The 20,496-nt window shown below is 59.9% G+C and carries 17 protein-coding genes; 6 read left to right on the top strand and 11 right to left on the bottom strand.

All coding sequences use genetic code 11. From position 1 onward, the window contains the following. Window positions 1–243: 243 nt before the first annotated feature. The 4 genes from ccoP to ccoN are packed head-to-tail and all read right to left on the bottom strand — an operon-like array spanning window position 244 to window position 3,459. Window positions 244–1,197, bottom strand: a complete 954-nt coding sequence (gene ccoP / locus ACIQU2_RS03350; protein ID WP_403138568.1) for a cytochrome-c oxidase, cbb3-type subunit III — start codon at window positions 1,195–1,197, stop codon at window positions 244–246. Then, window positions 1,194–1,394, bottom strand: coding sequence for a CcoQ/FixQ family Cbb3-type cytochrome c oxidase assembly chaperone (locus ACIQU2_RS03355; protein ID WP_311132817.1), 201 nt, complete (start codon window positions 1,392–1,394; stop codon window positions 1,194–1,196). Before ACIQU2_RS03355 ends, ccoP begins: the two co-directional genes overlap by 4 nt. A gap of 21 nt (window positions 1,395–1,415) precedes the next feature. Next, window positions 1,416–2,024 carry a cytochrome-c oxidase, cbb3-type subunit II gene (gene ccoO, locus ACIQU2_RS03360; RefSeq protein WP_403138571.1) on the bottom strand — a complete coding sequence of 203 codons (609 nt, stop codon included), beginning with the start codon at window positions 2,022–2,024 and terminating at the stop codon, window positions 1,416–1,418. Window positions 2,025–2,034: 10 nt separating this feature from the next. Beyond that, window positions 2,035–3,459: a cytochrome-c oxidase, cbb3-type subunit I gene (gene ccoN / locus ACIQU2_RS03365; protein WP_403138573.1), complete on the bottom strand. Its 1,425-nt coding sequence runs from the start codon at window positions 3,457–3,459 to the stop codon at window positions 2,035–2,037. 86 nt (window positions 3,460–3,545) lie between these two features. Here ccoN and ACIQU2_RS03370 point away from each other — a divergent pair, with 86 nt between their 5' ends. Further along, entirely contained in the window at window positions 3,546–4,223 is a 678-nt protein-coding gene (locus tag ACIQU2_RS03370; RefSeq protein ID WP_403138576.1) for an alpha/beta family hydrolase, read from the top strand. A gap of 131 nt (window positions 4,224–4,354) precedes the next feature. Here the strand turns inward: ACIQU2_RS03370 and ACIQU2_RS03375 are convergent, their stop codons facing one another. The 4 genes from ACIQU2_RS03375 to acnA form a co-directional block, all read right to left on the bottom strand. After that, window positions 4,355–4,822 carry a hypothetical protein gene (locus ACIQU2_RS03375; protein ID WP_403138578.1) on the bottom strand — a complete coding sequence of 156 codons (468 nt, stop codon included), beginning with the start codon at window positions 4,820–4,822 and terminating at the stop codon, window positions 4,355–4,357. Between the two features lie 237 nt (window positions 4,823–5,059). Continuing rightward, window positions 5,060–6,625 (bottom strand): methyl-accepting chemotaxis protein, encoded by a 1,566-nt coding sequence (locus tag ACIQU2_RS03380; protein ID WP_403138581.1) that lies wholly within the window; start codon window positions 6,623–6,625, stop codon window positions 5,060–5,062. A gap of 103 nt (window positions 6,626–6,728) precedes the next feature. Beyond that, window positions 6,729–7,520 (bottom strand): lysostaphin resistance A-like protein, encoded by a 792-nt coding sequence (locus ACIQU2_RS03385; protein ID WP_403138584.1) that lies wholly within the window; start codon window positions 7,518–7,520, stop codon window positions 6,729–6,731. A 244-nt stretch (window positions 7,521–7,764) separates the two neighbouring features. Next, window positions 7,765–10,506 (bottom strand): aconitate hydratase AcnA, encoded by a 2,742-nt coding sequence (gene acnA / locus ACIQU2_RS03390; RefSeq protein ID WP_403138586.1) that lies wholly within the window; start codon window positions 10,504–10,506, stop codon window positions 7,765–7,767. 222 nt (window positions 10,507–10,728) lie between these two features. Between acnA and rlmM the strand changes: the two genes are divergently transcribed. Both rlmM and tusA read left to right on the top strand, forming a co-directional pair. Continuing rightward, entirely contained in the window at window positions 10,729–11,802 is a 1,074-nt protein-coding gene (gene rlmM, locus ACIQU2_RS03395; RefSeq protein WP_129442892.1) for a 23S rRNA (cytidine(2498)-2'-O)-methyltransferase RlmM, read from the top strand. 175 nt (window positions 11,803–11,977) lie between these two features. Beyond that, the gene (gene tusA, locus ACIQU2_RS03400) at window positions 11,978–12,229 is read left to right on the top strand and encodes a sulfurtransferase TusA (RefSeq protein ID WP_007907805.1); all 252 of its coding nucleotides are present in this window, start codon (window positions 11,978–11,980) and stop codon (window positions 12,227–12,229) included. On the opposite strand, the gene ACIQU2_RS03405 is transcribed toward tusA, so the two are convergent. Further along, entirely contained in the window at window positions 12,226–13,635 is a 1,410-nt protein-coding gene (locus ACIQU2_RS03405; protein WP_403138589.1) for an MATE family efflux transporter, read from the bottom strand. The two genes, tusA and ACIQU2_RS03405, sit on opposite strands and share 4 nt — an antisense overlap. Before the next feature lie 175 nt (window positions 13,636–13,810). Between ACIQU2_RS03405 and pdxB the strand changes: the two genes are divergently transcribed. Then, entirely contained in the window at window positions 13,811–14,953 is a 1,143-nt protein-coding gene (pdxB, locus tag ACIQU2_RS03410; RefSeq protein ID WP_403138592.1) for a 4-phosphoerythronate dehydrogenase PdxB, read from the top strand. Between the two features lie 111 nt (window positions 14,954–15,064). On the opposite strand, the gene ACIQU2_RS03415 is transcribed toward pdxB, so the two are convergent. Then, on the bottom strand, window positions 15,065–15,244 hold the full coding sequence (locus ACIQU2_RS03415) for a PA1571 family protein (RefSeq protein ID WP_033061931.1): 180 nt from the start codon (window positions 15,242–15,244) through the stop codon (window positions 15,065–15,067). A 260-nt stretch (window positions 15,245–15,504) separates the two neighbouring features. On the opposite strand from ACIQU2_RS03415, the gene ACIQU2_RS03420 reads away from it, so the two are divergent. Continuing rightward, window positions 15,505–17,280 carry an ABC transporter transmembrane domain-containing protein gene (locus tag ACIQU2_RS03420; RefSeq protein WP_403138594.1) on the top strand — a complete coding sequence of 592 codons (1,776 nt, stop codon included), beginning with the start codon at window positions 15,505–15,507 and terminating at the stop codon, window positions 17,278–17,280. Between the two features lie 68 nt (window positions 17,281–17,348). Continuing rightward, a complete protein-coding gene (locus ACIQU2_RS03425; protein WP_403138888.1) occupies window positions 17,349–18,383 on the top strand; it encodes a Fic family protein in 1,035 nt (344 codons plus the stop codon). Between the two features lie 72 nt (window positions 18,384–18,455). Here the strand turns inward: ACIQU2_RS03425 and ACIQU2_RS03430 are convergent, their stop codons facing one another. Further along, window positions 18,456–20,384 carry a transglycosylase SLT domain-containing protein gene (locus ACIQU2_RS03430; RefSeq protein WP_347802974.1) on the bottom strand — a complete coding sequence of 643 codons (1,929 nt, stop codon included), beginning with the start codon at window positions 20,382–20,384 and terminating at the stop codon, window positions 18,456–18,458. Between the last annotated feature and the right edge of the window lie 112 nt (window positions 20,385–20,496).

Consider the following 20,496-nt stretch of genomic DNA (forward strand, 5'->3'; position numbering starts at 1 on the left):
AACAGATGGCAATTGGCACGACAGCCGGTATCTACCAGCCTTTGCGGCTTGTCACCGAGCAGATTCGTCGAACACATCGGGTTGGGTCGACCTGGAACCGGCTCATGCCAGTCCGCATCGGGGGAAGCTTAGACCCGAATCCGGGGAACCGAAAGGAGGACCAACGGAGGGGTGCGACACTTGGTCGCAAAGGGGCAGGGAACTGCCGCATCCGGGAGAATGCGGCAGCAGAACGGTCGAGATTTATTCGTGTTTGCCTTCAGCCTGTAAACGCTCGGTGCTCAGCCCCTGAGACAAGCTGTAAACGTAAGCGGCCAGCAGTTGCACCTTGTCGTTGCCGAGCAGTTCGTTCTGCGCCGGCATATGGCCTTGGCGACCATGACGAATCGTCTGTTGCAGTTGCGCCAGGCTTGTTCCGTAGATAAAACCGGCCGGTTGCGACAGATTCGGCGCGCCCATGGCTTCAGAGCCCTGGCCGTTTGCACCATGACAGGCTACGCACATGGTGCTGAACGCTTGCTGTCCGGCATGCAGGTCGGCACCGTTGTCGGCCGGCAACGGCAGGCCGGCCAGGTCATGGCGCACATAAGCCGCGACGTTCTTCACGCCGGCATCACCAAGGATTTCACCCCAGGCCGGCATCGCGGCCATGCGACCACCCATGATCGTGGTTTTGATGGTGTCAGCGTTGCCGCCCCAGCGCCAGCTGGTGTCCGCCAGGTTTGGAAAGCCAAAAGCACCCTTGGCATCCGAGCCGTGGCAGACCGCGCAATTGGAGGCAAACAGGCGACCGCCCATTTTCAACGCTAGCGGGTCTGTGGCCACTTCTTCGACGGGCATCGCCGCGAATTTGGCGAAGATCGGTCCGAACTTCGCATCGGCCTTGTTCATCTCCTTTTCCCACTCGTGGACGCCGGTCCAGCCGTCCTCGTAACCCGGCAGAATGCCTTTCCAGTTGCCCAGGCCGGGGTAAAGCACCAGATAGCCCACGGCAAATACCAGCGTGCCGGCGAACAGCATGAACCACCATTGCGGCAGCGGATTGTCGTACTCCTCGATGCCGTCGAAGCTGTGGCCCATGGTCTGGTCGACGCTGCCCTTGGTTTCGCCCTTGCGGGTGCCGATCAGCAGCCAGGTCAGGCCGATCAGGCTGCCGATGGTCAGTACGCAAATCCACGTACTCCAGAAGGTGGTCATGGCCGGGTACTCCTTGTTTCAGGTTCTTGGGTGGCGTCATCGGGTAGCGGTTCATCGGCGAACGGCAGCAAACGCGCTTCGGCGAATTCCGGATTGCGCTTGCCGTTGAACACCCACAGCGTCAGGCCGACGAAGGCCACGAACACCACGACCGTGCCCAGGCCGCGGATCATTCCACTGCTCATTTCGCTTATTATTTCAAAGGGCATGGCCATGGCTCACCTCTTGCTCTTGATGGATGTGCCGAGCACTTGCAGGTAAGCGACCAGCGCGTCCATTTCGGTCTTGCCCTTGAGCGAGGCAACTGAGCCTGCGATGTCGTCGTCGGTGTACGGGACGCCGAGGGTGCGCATCGCCTTGATCTTGCTTTCGGTGTGGCTGCTGTCGAGTTGATTGGCCACCAGCCATGGATAGCCGGGCATTTTCGATTCCGGCACCACGTTGCGCGGGTTGTACAAGTGCGCGCGGTGCCAGTCTTCGGAGTAGCGACCGCCGACCCGGGCCAGGTCCGGACCGGTGCGTTTCGAGCCCCACAGGAACGGGTGATCCCAGACGCTTTCACCGGCTACCGAGTAGTGGCCGTAGCGTTCGGTCTCGGCGCGAAACGGGCGGATCATCTGCGAATGGCAGCCGACGCAGCCTTCACGGATGTAGATGTCGCGACCTTCCAGTTGCAGCGCGGTGTAGGGCTTCATGCCTTCCACCGGTTTATTGGTCACGTCCTGGAAGAACAGCGGGACGATTTGGGTCAGACCGCCGATGCTCACGGCCAACACCATCAGCAACATCAGCAGGCCGACGTTTTTCTCGATTGTTTCGTGTTTCATGGCGGCCTCCTCAGGCGATCTGCGCGGCAGCGGCAACTTCGGCAGGCTGCGAGGCCCGCACGGTGCGCCAGGTGTTGTAGGCCATCAGCAGCATGCCGCTGAAGAAGATCGCACCGCCCACCAATCGCACGACGAAGCCTGGGTGGCTGGCCACCAGGGTTTCGACGAAGGAGTAGGTCAGCGTGCCGTCTTCGTTGACGGCGCGCCACATGAGGCCCTGGGCGATGCCGTTGACCCACATCGAAGCGATGTAGAGCACGGTGCCGATGGTGGCGAGCCAGAAGTGCGCGTTGATCAGGCCGATGCTGTGCATCTGCGTGCGGCCAAAGATTTTCGGGATCATGTGGTACAGCGCGCCGATCGAGATCATCGCGACCCAACCGAGGGCGCCGGCGTGAACGTGGCCGATGGTCCAGTCGGTGTAGTGGGAGAGGGCGTTGACTGTTTTGATGGCCATCATCGGCCCTTCGAAGGTCGACATGCCGTAGAACGCCAGGGACACCACCAGGAAGCGCAGGATCGGGTCGCTGCGCAACTTATGCCAGGCGCCCGAAAGTGTCATCATCCCGTTGATCATCCCGCCCCAGCTCGGCGCCAGCAGGATCAGCGACATCACCATGCCCAGCGACTGTGCCCAGTCCGGCAGCGCGGTGTAGTGCAAGTGGTGCGGACCGGCCCAGATGTACAGGGTGATCAGCGCCCAGAAGTGCACGATCGACAAGCGATAGGAATACACCGGACGCTCGGCCTGTTTCGGCACGAAGTAGTACATCATCCCGAGGAAACCGGCGGTGAGGAAAAAGCCTACGGCGTTGTGCCCGTACCACCACTGAACCATGGCATCGGTCGCACCCGCGTACACCGAGTAGGACTTGGTGAAACTCACCGGCAGCTCAAGGTTGTTGACGATGTGCAGAATCGCCACGGTGATGATGAACGCACCGAAGAACCAGTTGCCGACGTAGATGTGCTTGGTCTTGCGCTTGGCCAGTGTGCCGAAGAACACCACGGCGTAGGCGACCCAGACGATGGTGATCAGAATGTCGATCGGCCATTCCAGCTCGGCGTATTCTTTGGAGCTGGTGTAACCCAGCGGCAGGCTGATGGCCGCCAGCAGAATCACCACTTGCCAGCCCCAGAAGCAGAACGCGGCGATTTTTGGCGCAAACAGTTGTGTCTGGCAGGTGCGTTGCACCGAATAGAACGAACTGGCGAACAGGGCGCAACCGCCGAAAGCGAAGATCACTGCGTTGGTGTGCAACGGGCGCAAACGCCCGAAGCTGGTCCACGGCAGATTGAAGTTGAGTTCAGGCCAGACCAATTGAGCCGCGAGAAAAACCCCGAGCCCCATGCCGACGATGCCCCACACCACCGTCATAATGGCGAATTGGCGGACCACCTTGTAGTTGTAGGCGGTACTGATAGAAGTGTTCATGGTTCCCCATCCACGGTTCAGCCGAAGTGAGCGCGAGCAGCGCGTCCTTCGTCTGGAGTTATAGGCAGACTAAAAGCGAGGCAAGCATGGACAAAGAGCACAAGGCCAGTATTGACGGGGATCAATGGGCGCAGTGTGTGCAGGATCATGGATGGTTGTGGAATGAGGCCTCAGCGCCGGCATCGGCGACGTTGATCCTCGCCCATGGCGCCGGTGCGCCAATGGACAGCGCCTGGATGAACGACATGGCTGCGCGCCTTGCTGCATCTGGGATCAACGTGCTGCGCTTCGAGTTTCCGTACATGGCGCAACGGCGTGTTGATGGGGGTAAGCGTCCACCGAACCCGGCACCGAAACTGCTCGAGTGTTGGCGTGAGGTCTATGCGGTGGTGCGACGCCATGTCGCTGGGCGTCTGGCCGTGGGGGGCAAGTCCATGGGCGGGCGGATGGCGAGTTTGTTGGCGGATGAATTGGGGGCGGATACGCTGGTGTGCCTCGGGTATCCGTTTTATGCGGTGGGGAAACCGGAGAAGCCTCGGGTTGAGCATTTGGCCGCGCTTAAGACGCCGACGCTGATCGTGCAGGGCGAGCGGGATGCGTTGGGCAATCGTGAGGCCGTTGAGGCTTACACGTTGGCGTCAGGGATCGAGGTGTTCTGGCTGGTGGCGGGGGATCATGATTTGAAGCCGTTGAAGGCTTCCGGGTTTACGCATGAACAGCATTTGGCGGCTGCGGCGCAGAAGGTTGCCTCATTCCTGCAGTGATATCTGTGGTGCTGCACATTGCCTCATCGCGAGCAGGCTCCCTCCCACAGTGGATCGCGTGCCCCCTGTGGGAGCGAGCCTGCTCGCGATGGCGGTCTGACTGACAGCACACTGTCCGTGGTTTACCGGATTTACTGGTCGTCTCTTTTTAATTTGAACGTGCCATTCGGATTCAAACGATAGGTTTTAAACGTGGCATTAAAATCACCTTGTACGGTTCCCTTGATCGGGTCGAGTCGGATACTCAGTTCGGCATCATCTGCATCGACAACCCTGAAGCCGGTGAAGCCGGGAGGGGCGGGAATCGAGTGGGTATGGGAAAAATGCAGATCCTTCCCGTCTCCGAGTTTGTAGGTGTATTCCAGCACGTCCTCGCCAAGGTACGGCACCATAATCAGAAAGCTAAAAAAATTCTCTTCATCACCAGATCCTGTAGACCCGGAAAAACCCCAACTGTATTCGCCTGTGGGCGGAAAGTAACCTTTGTGAAAAGATGTACTTTCGGCCACCGTGTTCGGGTCATTGAAGTGCCAGAGGAATTGATTCCCCTCTGCCTGAATCTTTTTCTTTTGCGGGATAAACATATCGCGGCTACTCATAGTGAACTCCTTATCTCTAGTTAAGCAGGGTTGAATCACGCCGACTGCCGTAACGACTCGTACTGAATATCCTGCTCGCTCAGGTGCGTCTACTGTCAGAAGTAACAGCTAGACATGGAGCTCAAAGCGTGGTCCGGGCTTGCAATCCGTATTTGTCTCGGGGACTCATCCTCTTACGCCAAGCAATAAAAAACCCGGAAAGCATCACCTTCCGGGTTTTATATTTACCAGCAGCTGTCAGCGGTTAAACCGCTCCACCAACGAATACTGGGTATTCGCAGTCTTTGTCAGCTCTTCACTCAACAACGCCGAGTGTTGCGCCTGTTCCGAGGTCTGATCCGCCAGGTGCGAGATGTTGCTGATGTTGCGGCTGATTTCTTCGGCCACTGCACTTTGCTCTTCGGTAGCCGCAGCGATCTGGGTGGTCATGTCGGTGATGTTGGCCACCGCTTCGCTGATCCCCACCAGTGCCTGATCCGCTTCCAATACCCGCGCAACACCTTCTTCGGCCTGGCGATGCCCGGCTTCCATGGTTTGCACCGCGGTGCTGGCGGTCTGTTGCAGCTTGGCGATCAAGGCGTGGATCTGCCCGGTGGATTCGCTGGTGCGTTGCGCCAGTTGACGGACTTCGTCAGCCACCACCGCAAAGCCACGACCCATCTCACCGGCACGGGCCGCTTCGATGGCGGCGTTCAACGCCAGCAGGTTGGTCTGGTCGGCGATGCCTTTGATCACATCGACCACGCCACCGATTTCGTCGCTGTCCTTGGCCAGTTGGGTCACGGTCAGGCCGGTTTCACCGACCACCACCGACAGGCGCTGGATGGCTTCGCGGGTTTCCCCGGCGATGTCGCGGCCGCGACCGGTCAGGCGATTGGCTTCCTGAGTCGCATCGGCCGTGCGCTGTACGTGGCTGGCGACTTCCTGCGTGGTGGCGGCCATCTGGTTGACGGCGGTGGCCACTTGCTCGGTTTCGACGCGTTGGCGTTCCAGACCGTTGGAGCTGTTATGCGCCAGGGTGTCGGACTGTTTCGCTTGGTCGCTCAGGTGCTCGGCGGTGTCCTGCAGACGGGTCAGGCAGGTTTTCAGGCGGGCCTCCTGGCTGAGGATCGACATCTCCAGGCGTGCTTGAGCGCCGCGACTGTCGGTGTACATCTGCGCGATCAGCGGGTCGGAGGTGGTCTGCCCGGCCAGGTGCAGCAGACGCTTGAGGCCGCGCTGTTGCCAGCTCAACCCCAACAGACCCAATGGCACCGACAGGCCGGCGGCCAACGCAAAACCCCATTGGGAATTGAGCGACGCGCCGATCATGAAGCTCAGCTGGCTGACGAGGATGAACGGCAGCCAGTCCTGCAGCACTGGCAGCCATTTGTCCGTTGAAGGAATCGCCGACTTGCCCTGGTTGATGCGTTGGTAGAGCGCTTCGGCACGGCGGATCTGCTCGGCGGTGGGTTTGACCCGCACCGATTCGTAACCGACCACCTGATTGCCTTCGAAAACCGGCGTGACATAGGCGTTAACCCAGTAGTGATCACCGGTCTTACAGCGATTCTTGACAATGCCCATCCATGGCAAGCCTTGTTTCAATGTGCCCCACATGTGCGCGAACACCGCGGCCGGGACGTCAGGGTGACGGACCAGGTTATGCGGCGCACGGATCAGCTCTTCACGAGAGAACCCGCTGATCTCGACGAAGGCGTCGTTGCAGTAGGTGATCACGCCCTTGGCATCGGTGGTGGAAATCAACCGTTGCTGAGCCGGGAAGGTCCGTTCGCGTTGTGTATTAGGCTGGTTGTTACGCATGGCTTTTTCAATCCGCAAGGCTTTGACGGGTTGTCGGCATCGTCAGCCATTTATTGAGATTATTTTTCAGTAGTCAGTGGCGCGTCGCAAAACGACCCTTGCGTCAGCCGGCAAGCATCGGATAAGTGAACAGGCCGAAGTGCAGCAGGTTCAGGCCGAAATGGGTGGCGATGGCCGCACCCAAGCCACCAAAACGGTAGGCCAGACCATAGCCGACACCTGCCAGGCTCGCCAGCAACATCCATTGCCAGCCGGCACCCACATGCACCAGGCCGAACAGCAGCGAGGCGAGGAGCAGGGCGAGGTTTTCACCGTAGGGCAGGTTTTTGAAGCGCCGGGTCAGACCGCCCTGGATGTAGCCGCGAAAGAGTGCTTCCTCGACCAGGGTCACCAACAGCAGATTGTTCAGTAGCCACAACCAGGCTTGATCCGGCCACTTCGGTGCCCAACTGATCACGCCCAGCAACAGCGCGCCACCCAAGGCCAGCACGGCACTGAGGGACAGCGCCATAGCAGTGGCATAAATGGAAAGGCGCAGCGAGCGCCGGCCGACAATCCACGGGCAGACCAGTAACAGCCAAAAGCCTATTAGTGGTTTGTCCAAATTCAGGTACATGGAAAACGGCACGGCATCGTCGGTGAATCGCTGAGGGTCGATGGCGCGACCGTTGAAGAAACCGGGAAGCCAGTGCATCGCCAACGCGAGGGCCATAAAAATGAACAAGCCATGACCGAGAAACGGGGCGATTCGGATCTTTTGTTGGTGCACGGCGAAGCCTGCGATCAGCAGCAACGCGACGGAAATCCCGGCGAGCCAGCCGAGATGTCCAAAGGTCAGGGCCAGGCCATAGCCGATAGAAAGAAGGGCCAGGTAGATCCATGGCAGGGCCATCATGTGAAGTCCTTGGTTTTTTGGTCAGCCGATAATCTGTAGCAGCTGCCGAAGGCTGCGTTCGGCTGCGTAGCAGTCGCAAATCAGGCACCGCGGTTTTTCAGATTCATCGTAGATTCAGGGTTTACGACTGCTACGCAGCCGAACGCAGCCTTCGGCAGCTGCTACATAGAAGTGCGGGATTATAGGGACGCTCGCGGCCCAAACAAAAACACCGCCCGAAGGCGGTGTCTGTGTCAGCAGGCTGTTACGAGGCAATCAACTGCCGCAACACGTAATGCAAAATCCCCCCCGACTTGAAGTACTCCACCTCATTCAGGGTATCGATCCGGCACAACACCTCGACTTTCTCGCGGCTGCCGTCTTCACGGGTGATCACCAGTGTCAGGTTCATCCGCGGCATCAGCTCGACGCCGGTCAAACCGAGAATATCCAGTGTCTCCTTGCCGGTCAGGTTCAGGCTCTTGCGGTTTTGATCCAGCTTGAACTGCAACGGCAACACGCCCATGCCCACCAGGTTGGAGCGGTGAATCCGTTCGAAACTTTCCGCAATGACCGCTTTGACCCCCAGCAGATTGGTGCCCTTGGCTGCCCAGTCACGACTCGAGCCGGTGCCGTATTCTTGCCCGGCAATCACCACCAGCGGCGTGCCCGACGCTTGATAACGCATTGCCGCGTCGTAGATCGGCATCCTCTCCCCGGTGGGGATGTAAATCGTATTGCCGCCTTCCTCGCCGCCGAGCATTTCGTTACGAATGCGGATGTTGGCAAAGGTGCCGCGCATCATCACTTCGTGGTTGCCGCGACGGGAGCCGTAAGAGTTGAAGTCCCGTGGCTCCACGCCTTTCTCGCGCAGGTAGTGGCCTGCCGGACTGTCAGCCTTGATGTTGCCGGCCGGGGAGATGTGATCGGTGGTCACCGAATCACCCAGCAGCGCCAGGACTCTGGCACCGGCGACGTCCTTGACCACCGGCGGCGGCCCGCCGATGTCATCGAAGAACGGTGGATGCTGGATGTACGTCGAATCGTCCTGCCAGACATAGGTCGCCGCTTGCGGCACTTCAATCGCCTGCCATTGCTCATCGCCGGCAAACACTTCGGCGTATTCCTTGTGGAACATGGCGGTGTTGACCTGGTTCACCGCGTCGGCGATTTCTTTGGTGCTCGGCCAGATATCCCGCAGATAAACCAGATTGCCCTCTTTGTCGGTACCCAAAGGTTCACTGCTGATGTCGATGCGCACCGTCCCGGCCAGCGCATAAGCGACGACCAGCGGTGGGGAGGCCAGCCAGTTGGTTTTCACCAGAGGATGCACGCGACCTTCGAAGTTGCGGTTGCCCGACAGCACCGAGGCGACGGTCAGGTCGGCGGCCTGAATGGCTTTTTCGATCGGCTCCGCCAATGGCCCGGAGTTGCCAATGCACGTGGTGCAGCCGTAACCGACCAGAGCAAAACCCAGTTCATCAAGGTATTGAGTCAGGCCGGCAGCCTTGTAGTAGTCGGTGACCACTTTCGAGCCTGGGGCCAGCGAGCTCTTGACCCACGGTTTGCGCTTGAGGCCTTTTTCTACGGCTTTCTTCGCCACCAGGCCGGCGGCCATCATCACGCTCGGGTTGGAGGTGTTGGTGCAGGAGGTGATCGCGGCAATCACCACCGCGCCGTTTTTCAATCGATAAATCTGACCGTCGTATTCGTAGTCTGCTTCACCGGCCAGATCGGCATTGCCCACCGCGACGCCACCGCCGCCTTCACTTTCGAGACGACCGACTTCCTTGCTGGTGGGTTTGAATTGCAGGTCGACGAAGTCACTGAACGCTTGTGCGACATTCGGCAGCGAAACCCGGTCCTGGGGGCGTTTCGGCCCGGCCAGGCTGGCTTCGACGCTGCCCATGTCCAGCGCCAGGTTGTCGGTGAACGCCGGTTCCTGGCCCGGCAGGCGCCACAGACCCTGGGCTTTGCTGTAGGCCTCGACCAGTTTCACGGTTTCGCTGGGGCGACCGGATAAACGCAGGTAGTCCAGGGTGATGTCGTCCACCGGGAAGAAGCCGCAGGTGGCGCCGTACTCCGGGGCCATGTTGGCGATGGTCGCACGGTCGGCCAGCGGCAGATCGGCGAGGCCGTCGCCGTAGAATTCGACGAATTTGCCGACCACGCCTTTCTTGCGCAGCATCTGGGTGACAGTCAGCACAAGGTCGGTGGCGGTGATGCCTTCCTTGAGCTTGCCGGTGAGTTTGAAGCCGATCACTTCCGGGATCAGCATCGACACCGGTTGGCCCAGCATCGCCGCTTCCGCTTCGATCCCGCCGACGCCCCAGCCGAGCACGCCGAGGCCGTTGATCATAGTGGTGTGGGAGTCGGTGCCGACCAGGGTGTCGGGGAAGGCATACGTGCGCCCGTCCTCGTCCTTGGTCCAGACCGTGCGCCCCAGGTATTCCAGATTCACCTGGTGACAGATGCCGGTGCCCGGCGGCACCACGCTGAAGTTATCGAAGGCGCTTTGGCCCCAGCGCAGGAACGCATAACGTTCACCATTGCGCTGCATTTCGATGTCGACGTTCTGTTCGAAGGCGCTGGGGCTGGCGAATTTGTCGACCATCACCGAGTGGTCGATGACCAGATCCACGGGGGAGAGCGGATTGATTCGCTGCGGGTCACCGCCAGCCTTCGCCATCGCGGCACGCATGGCGGCCAGATCGACCACGGCGGGAACACCGGTAAAGTCCTGCATTAATACCCGCGCGGGACGGTATTGAATTTCACGGTCGGAGCGACGCTCCTTGAGCCAGGCGGCAATCGCTCTGAGGTCGGCGCCGGTAACGGTTTTTTCATCTTCCCAGCGCAGCAGGTTTTCCAGCAGCACTTTCAACGACATTGGCAGCTTGTCCAGGTCGCCCAGGCTTTTGGCGGCATCCGGCAAGCTGAAATAGTGATAGGTCTTGTCGTCAACTTTTAAGGTTTTAAGGGTTTTCAGGCTATCGAGGGACGGCATTACGATCACTCCTTTGAGTCCGCACGGCTACGGACTGAGGGGACGGACAGAGCATTAAAACTAGCCCTGTTTTAAGTAGCTGGCTAATAACTGGACTCTATCGACAAGTCCGAGGTTCCGAACTCGGCTATCATGCGCCCGTTTTCGTGACAGGCTTTGCTTCAAAGCAAGTCTGGGCATCGCGCAGTGGTTGAATTTCTCGCCATCTGCCCAGGAGTAAGAATGAACACCCTCTTTATGCATTGCCGGCCGGGCTTCGAAAGCGAAGTCTGTTCCGAGATTTCCGAACACGCCGCGCGGCTGAACGTGGCCGGTTATGCCAAGGCCAAGACCGCCAGCGCCTGCGCCGAATTCATCTGCACCGAAGAAGACGGCGCCGAGCGCCTGATGCGTGGTCAGCGTTTCGCCGATCTGATCTTCCCGCGCCAGTGGGCTCGCGGGATCTTCATCGATCTGCCGGAAACCGACCGCATCAGCGTGATCCTCGCGCACATGGCGGACTTCCCGCTGTGCGGCAGCCTGTGGCTGGAAATGGTCGACACCAATGATGGCAAGGAGCTGTCGAACTTCTGCAAGAAGTTCGAAGGCCACCTGCGCAAGGCGCTGATGGCGGCTGGCAAACTGGTTGAAGATGCCCACAAACCGCGTCTGCTGCTGACCTTCAAAAGTGGCCGCGAAGTGTTCATGGGGCTGGCCGAGTCGAACAACTCGGCGATGTGGCCGATGGGCATTCCGCGGCTGAAGTTTCCGCGTGAAGCGCCGAGTCGTTCGACGCTGAAGCTGGAAGAGGCGTGGCACCATTTCATCCCGCGTGATCAGTGGGACGAGCGTCTGCACAGCGACATGACCGGCGTCGACCTTGGCGCTGCTCCCGGCGGCTGGACCTGGCAGCTGGTCAACCGCGGCATGCTGGTGACCGCGATCGACAACGGCCCGATGGCCGAAAGCCTGATGGACACCGGTCTGGTGCAACACTTGATGGCTGACGGTTTCACCTTCAAGCCCAAGCAACCGGTGGACTGGATGGTCTGCGACATCGTCGAGAAACCGGCGCGCAATGCCGCGATGCTGGAAGAGTGGATTGGCGAGGGGCATTGCCGCGAAGCGGTGGTCAACCTCAAACTGCCGATGAAACAGCGTTACGCCGAAGTGAAGCGTTTGCTGGAGCGCATTGCCGACGGGTTCAAAGAACGCGGTATTCGGGTCGAGATCGGCTGCAAGCAGCTGTACCACGACCGTGAAGAAGTGACCTGCCATTTGCGCCGGCTCGACGTAAAGAAACCCAAGTCCCGCTGAAGCGCTGATATCCCTGTGGGAGCCGGGCTTGCCCGCGATGCAGGCGACTCGGTTTGACGTCGAACCGAGTTGATGCCATCGCAGGCAAGCCAGCCCCCACAAGGACCGCGTTATGCCACAGATGACCGAACACCCGGCAATGCGCGACAATGCCGGCAAGTTTCAGGAGTGAATCATGAGTGAAATGATTGATACGCCGGTTGACGGCACCCTCGACGCCACCGGCCTCAACTGCCCGGAACCGGTGATGATGCTGCACCAGCACATCCGTGACCTGGTGCCCGGCGGCCTGCTCAAGGTGATCGCCACCGACCCGTCGACCCGTCGCGACATTCCCAAGTTCTGCGTGTTTCTCGACCACGAACTGGTGGCGCAGCACGAAGAGGCAGGCACCTACCTCTACTGGATCCGCAAGAAACTCGCTTAACCCGCCGACTGACTGATGCGAATCCGCTTGCGTGCACTGCGCGTCAGGCGGATCGACAGCATCAGCGCCGCGCAACTCAAGCCCACGATCAAACCTTGCCATAGCCCGCTCGGGCCGCTCGGTGCGCCGAACCAATCGGTCAGGCCCAACGCGTAACCCACCGGCAAACCAATCCCCCAGTAAGCGAACAGCGTCAGGATCATCGTCACCCGAGTGTCCTGATAGCCGCGCAACGCGCCGGCAGCCGTCACCTGGATCGCATCGGAAAACTGGAACAGCGCCGAATACACAATCAGCATCGCCGCGACCTGAATCACCGTCGGATCAGCCGTGTAGATCGTTGCGATGTGTTCACGCAGCAACAGCATCATGCTCGCGGAAATGCACGCATAGGCCAGCGCCGTGCCCATGCCGACACCGGCGGCGAAGCGGGCCTCGCGCGGTTCCTGACGGCCGAGCGCCTGGCCAACGCGCACGGTCACGGCCATGCCAAGGGAGTAAGGAATCATGAACACCAGCGAGCTGAAGTTCAGCGCGATCTGGTGCCCGGCCACCACCGTTGCGCCGAGGCTGCCGATCAGCAGCGCAATCACCGCGAAGATGCTCGACTCGGCGAACACCGCGATGCCGATCGGCAGGCCGATGCCCAGCAGGCGTTTGATCACCGACCACTGCGGCCAGTCGAAGCGGCTGAACAACTCACTCGACTGATACGCCGGCGCCCAGCGCTCCCACCCGGCCATGCCCAGGGCCATCACCCACATCACGATCGCCGTGGCCCAGCCGCAACCGACACCGCCCATGGCCGGCACACCAAAGTGGCCATAGATGAAGACGTAGTTCAGCGGAATGTTCAGCGCGAGCCCGCACAGACCCAACACCATGGCCGGACGCGTGCGCCCCAGGCCGTCACTGAAGCAGCGCAGCACATGGTAGAGCGCGACGGCGGGCAAACCGCTGGCGATGCCATGCAGGTATTGCATGCACGGGCCGATCAGTTCGGGATCGACCTTCATGATGTGCAGAATCGGTTCGGCGCTGAACAACATGCCGGTCGCCATCAACCCCACCACCAGCGCCAGCCACAGTGCCTGGCGCACGATCGGGCCGATCTCGCTGTGGGTGCCGGCGCCGAAACGCTGGGCGACTTTCGGGGTAGTGGCCAGCAGCGTGCCGGTCATCAACAGAAACACCGGCACCCAGATCGAGTTGCCCAGCGCCACCGCCGCCAGATCCCGTGGCCCGACCCGGCCCGCCATCACCGCATCGACGAAGCCCATGGCGGTGGTCGCCAGTTGCGCGATCATGATCGGCAAGGCCAGGCCGAGCAGGTTTTTCAGCTCCAGGCGAACCCGGGCCGGACGGGTGAGGGAAATAGCGGCGGGGCGGTCAGTCACGGAATTCAAGGGCGAAACGTCCAAAGATATTGATGCGCAAGGCGGCGCATTCTACGCCCTGACGCAGTGGTCAGGAAAAGTCCTGTGTTAGGGATTTGTAATCGGATTTTGAATGTTTCTGCATCCCCAGTGGCCCATCACCTCCCTCTCCGCCTACACTGCCGATCCGCCAAAGGAGCCTGCCATGCTGATTGTTGCCGACGAAAATATCCCGCTGCTCGATGCCTTCTTCGAAGGTTTCGGTGAAATCCGCCGGGTGCCGGGACGTTCCATTGACCGCGCCACCGTCGAACAGGCTGATGTGCTGCTGGTGCGCTCGGTGACCAACGTTAACCGCGCGTTGCTCGAAGGCAGCAAGGTACGCTTTGTCGGCACCTGCACCATCGGCACGGATCACCTGGATCTGGATTACTTTCAGCGGGCCGGCATCACCTGGTCCAGCGCACCCGGCTGCAACGCCCGGGGCGTGGTCGATTACGTGCTCGGCAGTCTGCTGACCCTGGCCGAAATCGAAGGCGCCGACCTGACTCAACGCACCTACGGCATTGTCGGTGCCGGTGAAGTGGGCGGCCGGTTGGTCAAGGTTCTGCAAGGTCTGGGCTGGAACGTGCTGGTCTGCGATCCGCCAAGACAAGCCGCAGAAGGTGGCGATTACGTCAGTCTCGAACAGATCATCGAGCAGTGCGATGTCATCAGTCTGCACACGCCGCTGAAGAAACACGGCGCCCAGTCGACCTGGCATCTGTTCGATAAACACCGTTTGAACCAGCTCAAACCCGGCACCTGGCTGATCAACGCCAGTCGTGGCCCGGTGGTGGACAACGCCGCGCTGCGCCAGGCGCTGCTGCAACGCGAAGACCTGCAAGCAGTGCTGGATGTCTGGGAAGGTGAGCCCGAGGTCGATGTGGCACTGGCCGAACTCTGCGTGCTGGCGACGCCGCACATTGCCGGTTACAGCCTCGACGGCAGACAGCGTGGCACCGCGCAGATTTATCAGGCGTATTGCGATTTTCTCGGGCAACCGGCCCAGATCAGCTTGAGCGATTTGCTGCCCGCACCCTGGTTGTCGCAAGTGACCTTGAACGCTGGCAGCGATCCGGCCTGGTCGCTGGCCATGTTGTGCCGTGGCGTGTACGACCCGCGCCGCGACGATGCGGATTTCCGTCGCAGCCTTGTAGGCAATGTGAATGAGCAGCGTGCAGCGTTCGATTCACTGCGCAAGCATTATCCGCTGCGGCGTGAGATTGATGGGTTGCAGATGCGGATCGAGGGGGATTCGCCTGAGTTGCAGAGGATTGTGGCGGCGTTGGGCGCAACGGCTGTCTAGAGACCGCGTCGGCCCTTTCGCGAGCAAGTCGAATGGCCGCACCTCCATTCTGGAGCAGCATCCATAAAAAACCCGGCCATCAGAGGCCGGGTCAAGAAGACGGTGGCTATATCACTTTTGTTCGGCAGGCTTGACCAATCGCTTTTCCAGTTCGCGGCAAGCGTCCTGGATCATGCCTTCAGTGATCGGTACTTCGCGCCCATCCTTATCGATAATTGAGCAACCCAGAGACTGGTCTGGCTGTGTGCGGATCACTTCAATCTTGTCTTCGCTGCTGTTTTGCAAGGACATGGCCTGTCTCCTCATCAGGTTGTGTGCTTACTGTAGAACCGCCACGTGACCGGGCTGTGACAACTCCCTGCGATCTTTCCAGAGCGGCAACATCAGTCCACCAGAAATACCGCGGCGTTGCCACCCGGACTTTAGACCAATACCGTCTAGGACCTAGTCTTTGCGGTCATATTTAACCGGACTCATTATGATTTACAGCGTTCAATCCCATCGACCGGTGTAGGCTTGATCGCGTCAAACCCTACTGGTTGCGCCATCGAATGATCTCCATCCTCTCATCCCGTCAACGGCGCGCCATGCGCCTGGCCCTGCGTTTCATTGCGCCTTATCGCTGGCCGGCCGTCGGTGCCTTGCTCGCATTGATTGTCACGGCGGGTATTACCTTGTCCATGGGGCAGGGGATTCGCCTGCTGGTGGATCAGGGTTTCATGACCCAATCGCCGCATTTGCTCAACCAGTCCATCGGCTTGTTTATGTTGCTCGTGGTCGGGCTGGCGCTTGGCACCTTCGCGCGTTTTTACCTGGTCTCATGGATCGGTGAGCGCGTTGTCGCGGACATCCGTCGTCAGGTGTTCAATCATCTGATTTACCTGCACCCGGGATTCTACGAAGACAACCGCAGCTCCGAAATCCAGTCGCGGTTGACCGCTGATACCACGCTGCTGCAATCGGTGATCGGCTCTTCGCTGTCGCTGTTCCTGCGCAATCTGTTGATGGTGATCGGCGGGATTGTCTTGCTGTTTATCACCAACCCCAAGCTCACCAGCATCGTGGTGGTCGCGTTACCGTTGGTGATCGCGCCGATCCTGATCTTCGGCCGTCGGGTGCGTAGCCTGTCGCGCCTGAGTCAGGACCGGATTGCCGATATCGGCAGCTATGTTTCCGAAACCCTGGGCCAGATCAAAACCGTGCAGGCCTACAACCATCAGATCCAGGATGAGCAGCGCTTCGCCGTAACGGTGGAGGAGGCTTTCAACACTGCTCGCAAGCGGATTTTTCAGCGGGCCTGGCTAATTACCCTGGTGATCGTACTGGTGCTTGGCGCGGTCGGGGTGATGCTCTGGGTCGGTGGAATGGATGTCATCGCCGGGCGGATTTCCGCGGGCGAGCTGGCGGCGTTTGTGTTTTACAGCCTGATTGTTGGCAGCGCATTCGGCACGCTGAGCGAAGTGATCGGCGAACTGCAGCGTGCCGCTGGCGCCGCCGAGCGGATAGCCGAATTGCTGCGTTCGGAGAACATCATCCGGCCACCGACCACTGACCTGGTGACCTTGCCTGAACGGGTGAAGGGTGACCTGGTGTTGCAAGACGTGCGTTTTTCCTACCCGTCGCGTCCCGACAGCTATGCGGTCGATGGTTTGAATCTGACGATCACTGCTGGCGAAACAGTCGCATTGGTAGGCCCCTCCGGTGCCGGCAAGTCGACGGTTTATGATCTGCTGCTGCGCTTTTACGACCCGGCCGAAGGACGCATCCTGCTCGATGGCGTGCCGCTGACTCAGCTCGATCCGTTGGACCTGCGCCGCTGCTTCGCCCTGGTCTCGCAATCCCCGGCGCTGTTCTTTGGCAGCATCGAAGAGAACATCCGCTACGGCAACCCGACGGCAACCCTGGCCCAGGTTCAGGAAGCGGCGAAAATCGCTTACGCCCACGACTTCATCGAACAAATGCCCAGCGGCTACCAGACCCATCTTGGCGACGGTGGCCTCGGTTTGTCCGGCGGTCAGCGCCAACGCCTGGCCATCGCCCGGGCATTGCTGGTGGACGCGCCGATTCTGCTACTGGACGAAGCCACCAGCGCCCTTGACGCCCAGAGCGAACACCTGATCCAGCAAGCCCTGCCGAGCCTGATGAAAAACCGCACCACGCTGGTCATCGCCCACCGGCTGGCTACGGTGAAAAACGCTGACCGGATCGCGGTGATGGACCAAGGGAAACTGGTGGCGGTGGGGACGCATCAGGAATTGATTGCGAGCAACGCGCTGTATGCGCGGTTGGCGGCGTTGCAGTTTAACGATGGGCATGAAGCTGCATGAATGAGAGCTGCTGAATGCTGCCGGGTTCGGGCATTATGTCGGCCTCAGTTGCGAACCTGGAAAAGGATATGAGCCGTTATCCACCACCGTTGACCCTGACCACCAGAATACTGGCATTGGTCGCCGGGATTAGCGAAAAAATCGGTCAGATGGCGGCTACGAATGAACGCCTGCAAACGCCTCAACTGCGTCGGGGCAATCGGATTCGTACGATTCAGGCTTCTTTGGCTATTGAGAACAACACGCTCAGCATTGAGCAGGTCACCGCTGTTCTGGCAGGGCAGCAGGTGCTTGGTCTACCGCGAGAAATCCAGGAAGTGCGCAACGCTTTTGCGGCTTATGAAGCCATGCCGGAGGGGCATCCGAGTAATCGAGCCGACTTGCTTCGAGCCCATGAGTTGCTGATGGGTGGACTGATTGACGACTGCGGTCAGTTTCGTCGAGCCGGTGTGGGCATTTACCGTGGCGATAAATTGGTCCATATGGCCCCGCCGCCGAGTCGCGTTGCGCAATTGATTGAAGACTTGTTGGCGTGGCTTGGCGATTCTGATTGGCATCCGCTGATCATCAGCTGCGTCTTCCATTACGAATTCGAGTTCATCCATCCCTTCGCTGACGGTAATGGGCGTATGGGCCGTCTTTGGCAGACGTTGATACTCAGTCAATGGCGCCCGGTGTTGGCCTATTTGCCTGTCGAAGCGGTAATTCGAGAGCAGCAGGACGCTTATTACGCGGCATTGTCGGCGGCCGATCAGTTGGCTGAGTCGACGCCTTTTGTCGAGTTCATGCTGCAAGCATTGAGTCTCGCGCTTGAGGAAGCGGCCCTTAGTGAATCAGTAACCGACCCATTAACCGACCTGGTAAGCGACCCAGTAGGGAAATTGCTTTCAGCGCTCCATGTTAACGGACCGCTTAAAATCAGCGACTTAATGACCGAGGTCGGTTTGGCTCACAAGGCGACCTTTCGGGCTAACTACCTCAGGCCCGCATTGGCTGCCAATTTGATTGAAATGACCAATCCCGAGTCGCCAAGCAGCCCGGCTCAAAAATATCGTCTGACCCAGCATGGAAAGCGGATTGCTGCACGGCTCAAGTCGGCGTAGACGTTCTGGACGCGAATAAAAAATGCCCGCATCTATCGATGCGGGCATTTTTGTCAGTGCTTCAAAGCAGGTTCATTGATCGTCAAAGTAGCGTTCATGCCAATCCACCAGCGGCTGCGGTGAGTTGAGCTTCTGGCCGTAGATCACCGAGTACGACAGCACGTTTTGCACGTACTGGCGGGTTTCGTCGAACGGGATGCTTTCCACCCAGACGTCGAAGCTCAGGTGGTCCGCCCCGCGCAGCCACTGACGCACGCGACCCGGGCCGGCGTTATAGGCGGCGGAGGCGAGGACGCGGTTGCCGTTGAACTGGCTGTGGACCTGGCTCAGGTAAGCGGCGCCGAGCTGGATGTTCTTGTCCGGATCGAACACTTGCTGCGGCGAGGCCAGTGGAATGCTGAACTTTCGCGCGGTTTCCTTGGCAGTGCCGGGCATCAGTTGCATCAGGCCGCTGGCGCCGACGCCGGAGCGGGCGTCGGCCATGAAGGCACTTTCCTGGCGAGTGATGGCGAACACCCAGCTCGAATGCAGGCCACGAACCTTGGCTTCGCGCACCAGGGTTTCGCGGTGGGCCATCGGGAAACGGATGTCCAGGTCGTCCCAGTACTTCGCCTGACTGATGGTGCGGATTGCCGGGAAATACCATTTCAGGTCGTAAGCCAGTTTCGCCTGGGCAACCATTTCGTCGCGGCTGAAGTGGCGGCTGACGTGGTACCACTCGCGGCGACCATCGACGATCTGTCCGCGAGCGTGAAACTCAAGCGCCCGACGCACGCCTGGGGTATTGCGGACCTTGTTGATCAGCGCTTGGCTGAGCACCAGCGGTTTGTTGTTCAGCGAGTAGGGCAACTGCGAGCGATCCGCCGCGAGGAAGCCATAGAAATCACGCTCGCGGGCGAGGCCCTTATAAAGCGTCTGCGCTTCCGGGTTCTGCGGCTGCGCCAGTTCCAGGCTGCGGGCCTGCCAATAACGCCAGCGGTTGGTGGTCGCCAGGTCCGGCGGCAGGCGGCGAGTCAACTGATAGGCATCGTCCCAGCGGGCCAGGCGCAGCAGCAGACGCAAGCGCCATTCGGACACCGTGTTGTCACGCAGTTCCGGGTCGTATTTAGTCATCATGTCCAGCGCGCGGCTGTCGAACCGTTTAGCCAGGGACAGGCCGATTTCCCGGGCGATCGCCACTTTTTCGTCACGGGAGAAGTGCATGCTGCTGGCATAACTATCGAGCATCTGCATCGCCCGGTCAGGATCCTGCCGCGCCAGACGGCGCAGGCCAAGGCTGACCACGTCGGACATCGGCTCGTCGGCCGGAATGAACCGTGAAGGAGCGTTGAGCAGTTCGGGTTTCTGCGCCACCTCCACCAGCAAACGACCGCGAGGGGCGAGGGTGGTCAGTCCGTTGACCAAGCTGTTGGCCAACGGATAGTTGCGTGCCTGGGCGGCAAGCTTGGCGCGCTCCCAGCGTTTCTGCTCGGTCAGTTGACCTTCGGCGGCCCAAATACCAAACAGCGCATCGCATGCGGCGGGTTGGGATTTGCCGGTCAGCCAGAGTTTATTGGCGTTGGCGTAACCTTCGGCTTTCTGGTTATGCCCGATCTGATACTGCGCGTTCAGGCAGTCCAGTTCGGTGAAATTGAGCTTCGGGTCGTAGTACTTTACGAAGGTCGCCCAGTCGCCGCGTTCGGCCAGCCAACGCAGCCAGCGCAATTTCATCCAGTTGGCCTGGGGCAGGTCACCGTGCTCGGCGAGGAATTTCTCGATTTCGGCATTGCTCGCGGTTTTAAGGCGAGCGGTCAGTTCGTCATACGCCAGGTACGGCTCCAGCGGGTAATCGCTGAGGGCCTGGCTGTAACGGAAATAAGGACCGGTATCCCCCTTGGCGAGGGCACGCTTGGCTTCATCGTAATACTGGCGCTGGGTGGACAGGTCCACCGCCTGGGCGGTTTGAACGGCAGTGGCAGAAAGAAGAAAACAGGATAAAAGACTGAAAAGGCGACTGCGCATGAGACGTCCGGGCAGAGAAATCATGACAAGCGCGGGCAATGCCCGCGCTGAATTATCTGTAGCTTAGCCTTTTGCCAGCAGCGGGCGAAAGCTTTGCCGGCCTGTCAGCATC

The sequence above is a fragment of the Pseudomonas sp. NPDC098740 genome (assembly GCF_044760065.1).
In the GTDB taxonomy this organism is placed as follows: domain Bacteria; phylum Pseudomonadota; class Gammaproteobacteria; order Pseudomonadales; family Pseudomonadaceae; genus Aquipseudomonas; species Aquipseudomonas rossensis.